This is a genomic window from Micromonospora sp. NPDC057141 (assembly GCF_042670805.1).
Classification (GTDB): Bacteria; Actinomycetota; Actinomycetes; order Mycobacteriales; family Micromonosporaceae; genus Micromonospora.
The window spans coordinates 1-12,326 of the sequence record NZ_JBHUVA010000004.1 but is presented as its reverse complement, the minus strand read 5'-3'; the positions used below and the strand labels follow the sequence as shown (position 1 = coordinate 12,326).

Sequence of the window (12,326 nt, the reverse complement as noted above, 5' to 3'; positions counted from 1 at the left end):
AACATCATTCCCGTAGTGATCGGACCGCGCAGCGTCACGAAAGCCCTGGTGGGAGGGCTCCATAATCTGCGGGACAGCAGGTAGATCGCGGTTGAACGCCGTCATCTGCCCCACACCTCCTACAACCCGTAACCGACTCGGCGGTCACGAAATCACCCTCGATCCGGGGCCGTCGCTACCGAATTGTCGCATTAGTCGCTTCGGTGAACCGCCGCTCAGACAATTAACCGACCGCACTCGGCGGTCGGACGACTCCCGACGGTGACACGACGGGTCGGCATGCTCCCGCACTCGTTGTCCGTCCCGTTCACCCGAACGGGTTACCCACTGCCCCGGGTGGCACACACCGGGCCGCCCCGGCTGGCACGCACACCGACGACCCTAGCCCCGGCCGATTACGCCCCGCGACCCCTCAATCGACGAAGCAGGGAGTCAGAACCGGTCGCTGGGGCGGTAGGTGCCCCAGACCTGGCGCAGGGTGCCGCAGACCTCGCCCACCGTGCCCCGGGCCCGCAGCGCCTCCTTCATCGGTGGCAACACGTTCGCCGTGCCCTCGGCGGCGGCACGCAGCTCGCCCAGCGCGCGCTCGACGGCCGCGTTGTCCCGCTCCACCCGCAGCTTCGCCAGCCGCTCAGCCTGGGCCGCCTCGATCGTCGGATCCACCCGCAGCGGCTCGTACGGCTCGTCGGCGTCGATCGTGAACCGGTTGAGGCCGACCACCACCCGCTCACCCGAGTCGATCTCCTGGGCGATGGTGTACGCCGACTGCTCGATCTCCCGCTTCTGGAAGCCCGCCTCGATGGCGTCCACCACCGAGCCGTGGTCGGCCACCCGCCCCATCAGCGCCACCACCGCCGCCTCGATCTCGGCGGTCATCGCCTCCACCACGTACGACCCGGCGAACGGGTCGACGGTGGCGGTCAGGTCCGTCTCGTACGCGAGGACCTGCTGGGTGCGCAGCGCCAGCCGGGCGGCCTTCTCGGTGGGCAGCGCGATGGCCTCGTCGAAGCTGTTCGTGTGCAGCGACTGGGTGCCGCCGAGCACCGCGCCCAGCCCCTGGATCGCCACCCGGACCAGGTTCACCTCGGGCTGCTGGGCGGTGAGCTGCACGCCCGCCGTCTGGGTGTGGAACCGGAGCATCGTCGACTTCGGGTTCTTCGCGCCGAACTCGTCGCGCATCAGCCGGGCCCAGATCCGCCGGGCGGCGCGGAACTTCGCCACCTCCTCCAGCAGGGTGGTCCGGGCGACGAAGAAGAACGACAGCCGGGGCGCGAAGTCGTCCACGGCCAGCCCGGCGGCCAGCGCGGCCCGGACGTACTCGACGCCGTTGGCCAGGGTGAACGCGATCTCCTGCGCGGGCGTCGCGCCGGCCTCGGCCATGTGGTAGCCGGAGATGGAGATCGTGTTCCACTTCGGCACCTCCGCCCGGCAGTAGGCGAACGTGTCGGCCACCAGCCGCAGTGACGGCTTCGGCGGGAAGATGTACGTCCCCCGGGCGATGTACTCCTTGAGGATGTCGTTCTGGATGGTGCCGTTGAGCGCCGCGCCCGGCACCCCGGCCTCCTCGGCGACGAGCTGGTAGAGCAGCAGCAGCACCGACCCCGGGGCGTTGATCGTCATCGAGGTGGAGACCTTGTCCAGCGGGATGCCGTCGAACAGCAGCCGCATGTCCTCGATCGAGTCGATGGCGACGCCGACCTTGCCGACCTCGCCGTGGGCGATCGGGTCGTCCGAGTCGTACCCCATCTGGGTGGGCAGGTCGAACGCGACGGAGAGGCCCATGGTGCCGGCGCGCAGCAGCTGGTGGTAGCGCGCGTTGCTCTCGGTGGCGGTGCCGAAGCCGGCGTACTGGCGCATCGTCCACGGCCGGGACGTGTACATGGTGGAGTAGACCCCACGGGTGTACGGGAACTCCCCCGGCTCACCCAGCCGGTCGGGCAGGCCCTCCGGCAGGTCCGCCTGGGTGTAGACACCCTTGATCGGGAAGCCGGACTCGCTCGACCGTTCGCTCATTCCCGGATGGTAGGGCGTGCCGCCGCGCCGACGAGTGAGGGATTCCGCACACCGCACCCCTGTCTTTCCCGCCGACCCCGAGGGTGAACACCTGGCCACGTAGGGTCCGGTTCGGTAAACGTCCGTCGCGTCGGGTTTCGCATCGGGCGTCGGAACCAGCAAGATAGGGGGGCTTGTGTCCCAGCCCCCTCGATTTCCCCCGGTGGCTTTTCTGTGACTCAGATCCCGACGTGGAGCGGCGGACCAGTCAGCCCACCCCACGGACGTGCGGCAGCCGGCACCACCATCGGTGACCGCTACTCGCTCCGGTCCGCGGTGGGCAACGGCGGCATGGGCACGGTCTGGCGTGCCACAGACACCCTGCTGCGGCGGGACGTGGCGGTGAAGGAGGTCGTCCTCCCGCCGGGCCTGGCCCCGAGCGACCGCGACGCCATGTACGAACGCACGCTGCGCGAGGCCCGCGCGGCGGCGGCCATCCAGCACCCGGCCGTGGTCCAGGTGTACGACGTGGTCACCGAGGGTGGCCGCCCCTGGATCGTGATGGAGCTGCTGGACGCCCGCAGCCTCGCCGACATGGTGATCGAGGACGGGCCCGTGGCCCCCCGCGCAGTCGCCAAGATCGGCATCGCCCTGCTCGGCGCGCTGGAGGTGGCCCACGCGATCGGGGTGCTGCACCGCGACGTCAAGCCCGCCAACGTGCTGATCTGCACCGACGGCCGGTGCGTGCTCACCGACTTCGGCGTGGCCAAGCTCCCCACCGACGTGCAGCTCACCACGCCGGGGATGGTGCTCGGCTCGCCGCACTTCATCTCGCCGGAGCGGGCCATGGGCCAGGAGTTCGGCCCGCCGAGCGACCTGTTCTCCCTCGGCGTGACCCTCTACACGGCGGTGGAGGGCCGGCCCCCGTTCGACCGGGGCGACCCGATCGAGACCATGCACGCCGTGGTCGAGGACCCGCCGGCGACGCCGCAGCGCAGCGGCCCGCTGACCCGGGTGCTGATGGGGCTGCTGGAGAAGAACCCGGCCCGCCGCCTCGACGTGCACACCGCCCGGGCGATGCTGCGCGAGCTGCTCGCCGGCCCGCTGACCAGCACCGCCACCGCCGTCAACTCGGTCACCGACCCGTACGCGGTGGTGCCGGTCAAGCCGCGCCCGCCCGTCGTCGCGCCGCCGCCGGCCGCCGAGGAGCCGAAGCCCAGCGGGCAGATCGGCGGCCGGGCGATGCTCGCCCCCGGCGAGTCGCTGACCGACCGGCTGGCCGCGCTGCGCCGGGGCGAGAAGGGCAGGAACAAGAAGAAGACCGCCGCCGCCGCGAGCGCCGCCGCGCTGGACGACACCAGCGCCGACGCGCTCGCCGGCCCACTGCACACCCCCACCGGGGCGATGCCCTCGCCGCCCCCGCCGGCCGGCCGCACGTACGGCGGCTCGTCGGAGGCCACCCAGCGGGTCGACGCGGGCGCTGCGCCGGAGGCCACCCAGCGGATGACGTACGGCGGGTCGCCGGACGCCACCCAGCGCGTGCCCCAGGGCGACGGCTCGCCGGACGCGACGCAGCGGGTGTCCGGCTTCGGCGGCTCGCCCGACGCGACGCAGCCGGTCCCCGGCTTCCGCGGTGGTGCGGCCGACGCGACGCAGCAGGTGCCGTTCGGGCCCCGGCCCGACGCGACGCAGCGGGTCACCTACGGCAGCCGGCCCGATGCCACGCAGCCGGTCCCCGGCTTCGGCGGCTCCCCCGACGCCACGCAGCACGTCGGCGGCGGCGCCTACGGCGGCGGCCAGTGGTCGGTGCCCGGCACCGGCCAGCCGTGGGCCACCCCGGCCACCGCGCCCGCCCCGGCCACCGGCGGCGGGGTCGGCGGCCTCGTCGCCACCGTCAAGGGCTGGCCGCGCAAGGCGCAGCTCGCGGCGGCCGGTGGCCTCGCCGTGCTGCTGCTGATCGCCGTGTTCGCCCTCACCGGCGGCGACGACCCGAAGCCGCCGCCCACCCCGCAGGGGCAGCCGAGCGCCGCCGCGCCCGCCGGTCCCGGGGTGGAGATGCAGGAGCAGTCGGCCAAGGGCGTCACGGTGCAGGTCCCGAAGGGCTGGGAGCGCCGCAGCGCCGACGGGGGCGTGTGGGTCGACTACATCGACCCGCAGGACGACAGCCGCAAGGTGCGCATCCTCGCCGAGCGGTGGAGCACCTCGTCGATGCGCTGGGCCGAGATAGCGGCGAACGGCCTGCGGAACAGGTCCGCCTCCTGCCAGAAGCCGTACAACCAGTTGTCGATGACCGAGCAGGAGCTCGACGGCAAGGCGGCGGCCGAGTTCGAATACACCTGCGGCGACGGCGACAGCAAGCGGCACGGCGTGTGGCGCGGGGTGGTGCACGACGGCAGGGTCTACTCGTTCTACCTCTCCTCGACCGACGCCCGGTTCGCCGAGAGCAAGCCGATCTACGACCAGATGGTGGCCTCGTTCAAGCTCGGCGGCGGGAGCAACTGACCCCGGTTCGGCCGGGCCGACGCGACGTGGTGATCCGCCGCCGTGCTATCAAGAGCCATGGCGGCGGAACCCACTGACCTTGACGACACACGCGACCGTGCCGACACGCGGGACCTCGACGACCTTCGGGACCAGGCCCGGCGGTGGCTCGACGACGACCCCGACCCGGCCACCCGCGACGAGCTTCAGGCCGTGCTCGACGGGCTGCCGGCGAGCGCGCCCGAGCTGGCCGACCGGTTCGCCGGGCCGCTGACCTTCGGCACCGCCGGGCTGCGCGGCCCGCTGCGCGCCGGCCCCAACGGGATGAACCTCGCCGTCGTCACCCAGGCCGCCGCCGGGCTCGTCGCCTGGCTCGCCGCCCAGGACGCCACCGGCCCGCTGGTCATCGGGTACGACGCCCGGCACGGCTCGCGGGAGTTCGCCGAGCGCACCGCCCAGGTGGCCACCGGCGCGGGCCGCCCGGCGCTGCTGCTGCCCCGCCCGCTGCCCACCCCCGTGCTCGCGTACGCGGTGCGGCGGCTCGACGCGGCGGCCGGTGTGATGGTCACCGCCAGCCACAACCCGCCGCAGGACAACGGCTACAAGGTCTACCTCGGCGCGCAGCTCGGCGGCGAGCTGGGCGCGGGGGCGCAGATCGTGCCGCCCGCCGACACCGGCATCGAGGCCGCCATCCGGGCGGTCGGCCCCCTCGCGGACGTGCCGCTGGGCCCGGCCGGGCAGACCGTCGGCGACGACCTCGCCGTCTCGTACGTCGACCGGGCCGCCGCCGTGGTCGACCCGGCGGGGCCCCGGCGCCTGAAGGTGGCCTACACGCCGCTGCACGGGGTGGGCGCGGCCGTGCTGACCGCCGCCTTCGCCCGCGCCGGCTTCGGCATCCCCGGCGTGGTGCCCGAGCAGGCGGTGCCGGACCCGGACTTCCCCACCGTCAGTTTCCCCAACCCGGAGGAACCGGGGGCGGTGGACCGCCTCGTCGAACTCGCCGGGCGCACCGGCGCGGACCTGGCCATCGCCAACGACCCCGACGCGGACCGCTGCGCGGTGGCCGTCCGCGACGGCGGTGCGACGGACGCAGCGGGCCCGGCGGGTGGTGCTGGCCCGGCAGGTGCGAACGGGGCCGGCGGCTGGCGGATGCTGCGCGGCGACGAGGTCGGCGCGCTGCTCGCCGACCACCTCATGCGCCGGGGCGTGCAGGGCCTCTACGCCACCACCATCGTGTCGTCGTCCCTGCTGCGGGCCATGTGCGCCGCCCGGGGCCTGCCGTACGACGAGACGCTCACCGGGTTCAAGTGGATCGTCCGGGCCGGCGGCGGGGCCGACCCGCTCGTCTTCGGCTACGAGGAGGCGCTGGGCTACTGCGTCGCCCCGGAACACGTACGCGACAAGGACGGCATCACCGCCGCGCTGACCGTCGCCGAGCTGGCCGCCGGGCTCAAGGCGCAGGGGCGCACCCTCACCGACCGGCTCGACGAGCTGGCCGCCGAGTTCGGCGTGCACCACACCGACCAGCTTTCGGTGCGGGTCGACGACCTGCGGATCATCGCCGACACGATGGCCCGGGTGCGGGCGGCCACCCCGACGACGCTGCTCGGGCAACCGGTGACCGAGGCGCGGGACCTGCTCCCCGAGGCGGACGTGGTGATCCTGCGCTCCGCCGCGGCCCGGGTGGTGATCCGCCCGTCGGGCACCGAGCCGAAGCTGAAGGCGTACCTGGAGGTGGTGGAGCCGGTCGCGGACGGCGACGTGCCGGCGGCCCGGAAACGCGCGGCGACGGCACTGGCGGCCCTCCGCGCAGAAATCGCCGCCTTGGTGCAAGGAAGGGCCCCTCATTAACGCCTGCGGTATAGAAGGGTTCCCTTCCTACAGCTGAGGCGAGCGGAGGATCGGCCGGAGATCCGCCATTCTCTAATGGGCGTGTGCGCCCGCCTGGCGAGGCACGACGAGTGTTCGGCGGGCCCGGAAGGGGCGTCGCGGGTGTGCCCGTGGCCGCCTCGCCGGGCTCGCTGGCTGCGGCGCTCTGGCGGATCGAGCGCGGCCTGACCCCGGCCAAGACGCCGGACGTGCGGGTGCTCTGCGAGCCACCGCGCTCTTCCAGCACAACCGGCCCGAGCTGGGCGAGGAGGAGCGGAAGAAGATCGTGAGCCTCCGGCTCCAGCGGCAGGGGCTGCTGGCCCGGCGGCTGCCCCCGGCCCCCGGGCTGACCGTGATTCTCAGCGAGGCAGTGCTGCGCCGCCCGGTGCCGGGCCGGTCGGTGATGGCCGACCAGCTCCGGCACCTGCTGGCCGTCGGCGAGCGGCACAACATCACCGTCCGGGTGCTGCCGCTGGCCGCCGGGCCGCCGCTGGCCGCCGAGGCCGGCACGTTCGTGCTGCTCGACTTCCCGCTCTCAGCGCTCGGCGCCCCGACCGAGCCGCCTACCGTCTACGTCGAGGGGCTGACCGGCGCGCTCTACCTCGACCAGCCGGCGGAGATCGCCGCGTACGAACGGGTCTGGTCCGGTCTGGATTCCCTCGCCCTCGGCGAGGGACAATCAGCGGAGCTGATCGATGCGATCCGGGGAGAGTGCTATGACTGACCTGACCGGCGCCCACTGGCGCACCAGCACCCGCAGCGGCACCAACGGCGGGGACTGCGTCGAGGTGGCCGACAACCTCGCCGGCATCGTCGGCATCCGCGACAGCAAGGACCCGGGCGGGCCGGCCCTCACCGTCCCGCCCGCCGCCTGGTCCGCCTTCGTCGCCGAGGTCAAGGCCAACCGCCTCGCCCGCTGACGGAGCTCCACCGACAGGCTGACCCGGCTGGCCGGGCCCACCGCGGCCCGGCGAGCCCGCGCCTCGTTGGTCCGCGCCTCGGCGACGCCTCAGGCGCGTTTGCCGAGGGCGGCGTCGACCGCCCGCCCCAGGGCGGTGACCACCAGGGCTACCGACGGACGCACCACCGAGTCGTCCAGGCTGACGGTGCCGGAGAAGCCGGCCCCGCCCGCGATCTCCTCCAGCCGGCGCCGGGCGTCGACGGCGGCCTCGCCCGCAAGGCCGAGCGCCGGCTCCATCCGGAGCACCGCGACCAGCGTGGCCAGCGCCGCCGTCGCCTCGTCGGGGAGTTGCCCGCCGGCCAGCGCCTCGGCGAGCCGCCGCCGGGTGTCCTCCTCCACGGTGCCGTCCGCCGTCGGGTAGCGATGCACGTGGATGAAGCCCAGCTCCGTCTCCTCGACGTCGCGCACCACGCCCTGAGCGACCAGGACGGCCAGGATCCGGTCGCGCAGGCCGTGCCGCAGCCGTTGCACCCAGGACGACGGAGTGTGCGGCGTATCGGCGGCCATCCGGCCCAGGACCTCGTCCAGGATCGACTCGCCGGTGGGCGCGGGGTCGGTGACCACCAGGTTCCCATCGGCGTATGCGACCCGGCCGGCGAGGGCCAACTCGATCAGTACGGCGGCGGCCATCCCGAGGTCGAGGCTGATCCGCGGCATGGTCGCCTTGCCGGATTCATCGTCGTACGCGAGGAGCAGCAACTCCTCGGCCAGCGCAACACCAGTCATGGCCGGACACGCTAGCGCCTGAGCGCACCCCCGCGCGCGCCAACTCGCCCCTGAGCCCACTCGCCAGCTGCGCCCACTGCGCGCACTCGCCTCGGTGAGAAGGGGACCCCTCTATACCGTAGGCGTTGATAGGGGGCCCTTCCTTGCACTCAGAAGCGGGGCATGCCGCCGAACTGGCGGTCGCCCGCGTCGCCGAGGCCCGGCACGATGAACATCTTGTCGTTGAGGCCCTCGTCGATCGAGGCGGTGACCAGGCGCAACGGCAGGCCGGACCGCTCCAGCCGGGCGATGCCGACGGGCGCGGCGAGCACGCACAGCACGGTGATGTCGGTGCAGCCCCGGTCGGCGAGCAGCCGGCAGCAGTGCTCCAGGGAGCCACCGGTGGCGAGCATCGGGTCGAGGACGAGCACGGGCAGGCCGGCGAGGTCGCGAGGCAGCGACTCCAGGTAGGCGCGCGGCTCGTACGTCTCCTCGTCGCGGGCGAGGCCGACGAAGCCCATGGACGACTCGGGGAGCAGGGCGAGCGCAGCGTCGGCCATGCCGAGACCGGCCCGCAGCACGGGCACCAGCAGCGGCGGGTTGGCCAGCCGGGTGCCTTCGGCGCCGGTGACGGGGGTCTGCACCGGGTACTTCTCGACGGGGAAGGAGCGGGCTGCCTCGTACACGAGCATGGTGGTGAGCTCGTGCAGCGCGGCCCGGAAGGAGGAGGAGTCGGTGCGCGCGTCCCGCATGGCGGTCAGCCGCGACTGGGCGAGCGGGTGATCGATGACGTGTACGTCCACGATCGGTCAACCTACCGAACGGTCGGGTCCCGGGACACGGGGAGCGACGCCACTCACCTCCAGGGCCGACAGGGCGGTCCCGTGACCAAGATCACGCGGCGCGCGGGTGCGTAGACTTCCGGGCATGACGGCGACAGCGACGTCGGCCCGGTCGGACCTCTCCGAGCTGGGACGATCCGAGACCGCTCTGCGGACCTTCCTGCACGGCCTGCCGGGCGTGGACCAGGTCGGCGCGGAGCAGCGGGCGGCCCAGCTCGGCACCCGCTCCATCAAGACCACGGCCAAGGCCCAGGCGATCGATTTGGCCATCCGGATGGTCGACCTGACCACCCTCGAAGGGGCCGACACCCCGGGCAAGGTGCGGGCGCTCGCGGCCAAGGCGCTGCGCCCCGACCCGGCCGACCCGTCCTGCCCGCACGTCGGCGCGGTCTGCGTCTACCCGGCGATGGTCCCGCACGTGGCCGAGGTGCTGCGGGGAAGTGCAGTGCACCTGGCCAGCGTGGCGACCGCGTTCCCGTCCGGGCAGGCGCCGCTGGAGGTCAAGCTCGCCGACACCCGGGCCGCCGTGGCGGCCGGCGCGGACGAGATCGACATGGTGATCAACCGGGGCGCGTTCCTGGCCGGGCGGTACGCCGAGGTCTACGACGAGATCGTGGCCACCAAGCAGGCGTCCGGGGACGCCCACCTGAAGGTGATCCTGGAGACCGGGGAGCTGGCCACCTACGACAACGTGCGCCGCGCGTCCTGGCTGGCGATGCTGGCCGGCGGCGACTTCATCAAGACCTCCACGGGCAAGGTGCCCGTCGCGGCGACCCTGCCGGTGACCCTGGTGATGCTGGAGGCGGTCCGCGACTTCCGCGCCGCCACCGGTCGGCAGGTCGGCGTGAAGCCGGCCGGCGGGATCAAGAACACCAAGGACGCGATCAAGTACCTGGTCATGGTCAACGAGACCGTCGGCCCGGACTGGCTCGACCCGGACTGGTTCCGGTTCGGCGCGTCCAGCCTGCTCAACGACCTGCTCATGCAACGCACCAAGCTGACGACCGGCGTCTACTCCGGTCCCGACTACTTCACCCTGGACTGAGCGTGATCTTCGAATACGCCCCTGCGCCCGAGTCCCGCGCGATCGTCGACCTCAGGCCGTCCTACGGCCTGTTCGTCGACGGCGAGTTCGTCGACGGCGAGGATCTCCACAAGACGGTCAACCCGGCCACCGAGGAGGTGCTCGCCGAGGTCGCCTGGGCCGGCGAGGCCGAGGTGGACCGCGCGGTCCGCGCCGCCCGCACGGCGTACGAGAAGGTGTGGGGCCCGATGCCGGGCCGGGACCGGGCCAAGTACCTGTTCCGGATCGCCCGGCTCATCCAGGAGCGCTCCCGCGAGCTGGCGGTGCTGGAGTCCCTGGACAACGGCAAGCCGATCCGGGAGTCCCGGGACGTCGACCTGCCGCTGGTCGCCGCGCACTTCTTCTACTACGCCGGCTGGGCCGACAAGCTGTCCCACGCCGGGTTCGGCCGGAGGCCGACGGGCCAGCACGGCGGCCCTGATCCGAAGGCGCTCGGCGTGGCGGCGCAGGTCATCCCGTGGAACTTCCCGCTGCTCATGCTGGCCTGGAAGATCGCCCCGGCGCTGGCCGCCGGCAACACGGTGGTGCTCAAGCCGGCGGAGACCACCCCGCTGACCGCGCTGCTGTTCGCCGAGATCTGCCAGCAGGCCGACCTGCCGGCCGGCGTGGTCAACATCGTCACCGGCGCGGGCGACACCGGCCGGGCGCTGGTCGAGCACCCGGGCGTGGACAAGGTCGCGTTCACCGGGTCGACCGAGGTCGGAAAGGCCATCGCCCGGTCCGTCGCGGGCACCCGCAAGAAGGTGACCCTGGAGCTGGGCGGCAAGGCGGCGAACATCGTCTTCGACGACGCCCCGGTCGACCAGGCGGTCGAGGGGATCGTCAACGGCATCTTCTTCAACCAGGGGCACGTCTGCTGCGCCGGGTCGCGGCTGCTGGTGCAGGAGTCGGTCGCCGAGCAGGTGCTGGAGTCGCTGAAGCGCCGGATGGCGCTGCTGCGGGTCGGCGACCCGCTGGACAAGAACACCGACATCGGTGCGATCAACTCGGCCGAGCAGCTCGCCCGCATCCGCGAGCTCTCCGACGCGGGCGCGGCCGAGGGGGCGCAGCGCTGGTCGCCGCCGTGCGAGCTGCCCGAGCGCGGCTTCTGGTTCGCGCCGACGATCTTCACGGGGGTCACCCAGGCGCACCGGGTCGCCCGGGAGGAGATCTTCGGCCCGGTGCTGTCCGTGCTGACGTTCCGCACCCCGGCCGAGGCCGTCGAGAAGGCCAACAACACGCCGTACGGGCTGTCGGCCGGGATCTGGACCGACAAGGGTTCCCGGATCCTGTGGCTGGCCGACCGGCTGCGCGCCGGGGTGGTCTGGGCCAACACGTTCAACAAGTTCGACCCGACCTCCCCGTTCGGGGGCTACAAGGAGTCGGGCTACGGTCGCGAGGGCGGCCGACACGGGCTGGAGGGATACCTCGATGTCTGAGCGGGTCGCGGTGCGTAAGACGTACAAGCTCTTCATCGGCGGGAAGTTCCCGCGCAGCGAGTCGGGACGGTCGTATCTCGTGCAAAGCGGCAGCGGCGAGGCAGTGAACGTGTCTCTTGCTTCGCGGAAGGACGCGCGGGACGCCGTCGTCGCCGCCCGCGCCGCCGTCAAGGGGTGGGCCGGGGCGACCGCGTACAACCGGGGTCAGATCCTCTACCGGGTGGCCGAGATGCTGGAGGGCCGCCGCGAGCAGTTCGTCGCGCTCGGCGTGCCGGCCGACGAGGTCGACGCGGCGGTCGACCGCTGGGTCTGGTACGCGGGCTGGTCCGACAAGCTCCCCCAGGTGTACGGCGGCGCGAACCCGGTCGCCGGGCCGTACTTCAACCTGTCGGCGCCCGAGCCGACGGGCGTGGTGGCCGTGGTGGCCCCCGGGTCCCCGGCGCTGCTCGGCCTGGTCAGCGTGATCGCCCCGGCGATCGTCACCGGCAACACGGTGGTGGTGGCCGCCTCCCCGACCGAGCCGCTGGCGGCGGTGACCCTGGCCGAGGTGCTGGCCACCTCCGACCTGCCGGGCGGGGTGGTGAACATCCTCACCGGCGCGCTCACCGAGACCGTGCCGACGCTGGCCGCGCACCTGGACGTGAACGCGATCGACCTGACCGGGGTGGGCGACGCGGCGCTCGCCGCCGAGCTGGAGGTCCGGGCGGCGGAGAACCTGAAGCGGGTGCTCCGGCCGGCCCCGGCCGACCACGACTGGCACGCCGACCCGGGCCTGGCCCGGATGACGGCGCTGCTGGAGACGAAGACGGTGTGGCATCCCAAGGGGATGTGATCGCTTCTCGCCCTTGGGTTTTCGGGGGGAGCCCGCCCGCTCCGGGCGGACGCTCCTATGCCGCGTCAAGTGCTTCGGTTGGGGTTTCGAGGCGTCGGTAGAGCTCTCGGGCGACGTAGCGTTTGAGGCAGCGTTTGATCTC

10 protein-coding genes are annotated in these 12,326 nt (G+C 73.1%); 7 read left to right on the top strand and 3 right to left on the bottom strand.

Annotated elements, in window-relative coordinates; all coding sequences use genetic code 11:
* Positions 1 to 432: 432 nt before the first annotated feature.
* On the bottom strand, positions 433 to 2,013 hold the full coding sequence (locus ACFT41_RS04615; protein ID WP_377589350.1) for a methylmalonyl-CoA mutase: 1,581 nt from the start codon (positions 2,011 to 2,013) through the stop codon (positions 433 to 435).
* 213 nt (positions 2,014 to 2,226) lie between these two features.
* Here ACFT41_RS04615 and ACFT41_RS04610 point away from each other — a divergent pair, with 213 nt between their 5' ends.
* The 4 genes from ACFT41_RS04610 to ACFT41_RS04595 all read left to right on the top strand — a co-directional run bounded on the left by ACFT41_RS04610 (position 2,227) and on the right by ACFT41_RS04595 (position 7,262).
* The gene (locus ACFT41_RS04610) at positions 2,227 to 4,494 is read left to right on the top strand and encodes a protein kinase (RefSeq protein ID WP_377589351.1); all 2,268 of its coding nucleotides are present in this window, start codon (positions 2,227 to 2,229) and stop codon (positions 4,492 to 4,494) included.
* A 57-nt stretch (positions 4,495 to 4,551) separates the two neighbouring features.
* Positions 4,552 to 6,324, top strand: a complete 1,773-nt coding sequence (locus ACFT41_RS04605; protein WP_377589352.1) for a phospho-sugar mutase — start codon at positions 4,552 to 4,554, stop codon at positions 6,322 to 6,324.
* A gap of 304 nt (positions 6,325 to 6,628) precedes the next feature.
* Positions 6,629 to 7,066 carry a DUF5753 domain-containing protein gene (locus ACFT41_RS04600; RefSeq protein WP_377589353.1) on the top strand — a complete coding sequence of 146 codons (438 nt, stop codon included), beginning with the start codon at positions 6,629 to 6,631 and terminating at the stop codon, positions 7,064 to 7,066.
* The gene (locus ACFT41_RS04595; protein WP_377589354.1) at positions 7,059 to 7,262 is read left to right on the top strand and encodes a DUF397 domain-containing protein; all 204 of its coding nucleotides are present in this window, start codon (positions 7,059 to 7,061) and stop codon (positions 7,260 to 7,262) included. The genes ACFT41_RS04600 and ACFT41_RS04595 overlap by 8 nt, the downstream gene beginning before the upstream one ends.
* A gap of 89 nt (positions 7,263 to 7,351) precedes the next feature.
* Here ACFT41_RS04595 and ACFT41_RS04590 read toward each other — a convergent pair whose 3' ends face one another.
* Entirely contained in the window at positions 7,352 to 8,029 is a 678-nt protein-coding gene (locus ACFT41_RS04590; RefSeq protein WP_377589355.1) for a GPP34 family phosphoprotein, read from the bottom strand.
* Between the two features lie 149 nt (positions 8,030 to 8,178).
* A complete protein-coding gene (gene upp / locus ACFT41_RS04585; protein ID WP_377589356.1) occupies positions 8,179 to 8,811 on the bottom strand; it encodes a uracil phosphoribosyltransferase in 633 nt (210 codons plus the stop codon).
* A gap of 124 nt (positions 8,812 to 8,935) precedes the next feature.
* Here upp and deoC point away from each other — a divergent pair, with 124 nt between their 5' ends.
* The 3 genes from deoC to ACFT41_RS04570 are packed head-to-tail and all read left to right on the top strand — an operon-like array spanning position 8,936 to position 12,184.
* On the top strand, positions 8,936 to 9,895 hold the full coding sequence (deoC, locus tag ACFT41_RS04580; protein ID WP_377589357.1) for a deoxyribose-phosphate aldolase: 960 nt from the start codon (positions 8,936 to 8,938) through the stop codon (positions 9,893 to 9,895).
* A 5-nt stretch (positions 9,896 to 9,900) separates the two neighbouring features.
* Positions 9,901 to 11,352 (top strand): aldehyde dehydrogenase family protein, encoded by a 1,452-nt coding sequence (locus ACFT41_RS04575; RefSeq protein WP_377589359.1) that lies wholly within the window; start codon positions 9,901 to 9,903, stop codon positions 11,350 to 11,352.
* Positions 11,345 to 12,184 carry an aldehyde dehydrogenase family protein gene (locus ACFT41_RS04570; protein ID WP_377589358.1) on the top strand — a complete coding sequence of 280 codons (840 nt, stop codon included), beginning with the start codon at positions 11,345 to 11,347 and terminating at the stop codon, positions 12,182 to 12,184. The genes ACFT41_RS04575 and ACFT41_RS04570 overlap by 8 nt, the downstream gene beginning before the upstream one ends.
* Positions 12,185 to 12,326 lie beyond the last annotated feature (142 nt).

Bases quoted from the DNA above. Each gene is read 5' to 3' on its own strand.
- ACFT41_RS04605 (WP_377589352.1), top strand. From the start codon at position 4,552: ATGGCGGCGGAACCCACTGACCTTGACGACACACGCGACCGTGCCGAC.
- ACFT41_RS04570 (WP_377589358.1), top strand. From the start codon at position 11,345: ATGTCTGAGCGGGTCGCGGTGCGTAAGACGTACAAGCTCTTCATCGGC.
- ACFT41_RS04590 (WP_377589355.1), bottom strand. From the start codon at position 8,029: ATGACTGGTGTTGCGCTGGCCGAGGAGTTGCTGCTCCTCGCGTACGAC.
- ACFT41_RS04615 (WP_377589350.1), bottom strand. From the start codon at position 2,013: ATGAGCGAACGGTCGAGCGAGTCCGGCTTCCCGATCAAGGGTGTCTAC.
- deoC (WP_377589357.1), top strand. From the start codon at position 8,936: ATGACGGCGACAGCGACGTCGGCCCGGTCGGACCTCTCCGAGCTGGGA.
- ACFT41_RS04595 (WP_377589354.1), top strand. From the start codon at position 7,059: ATGACTGACCTGACCGGCGCCCACTGGCGCACCAGCACCCGCAGCGGC.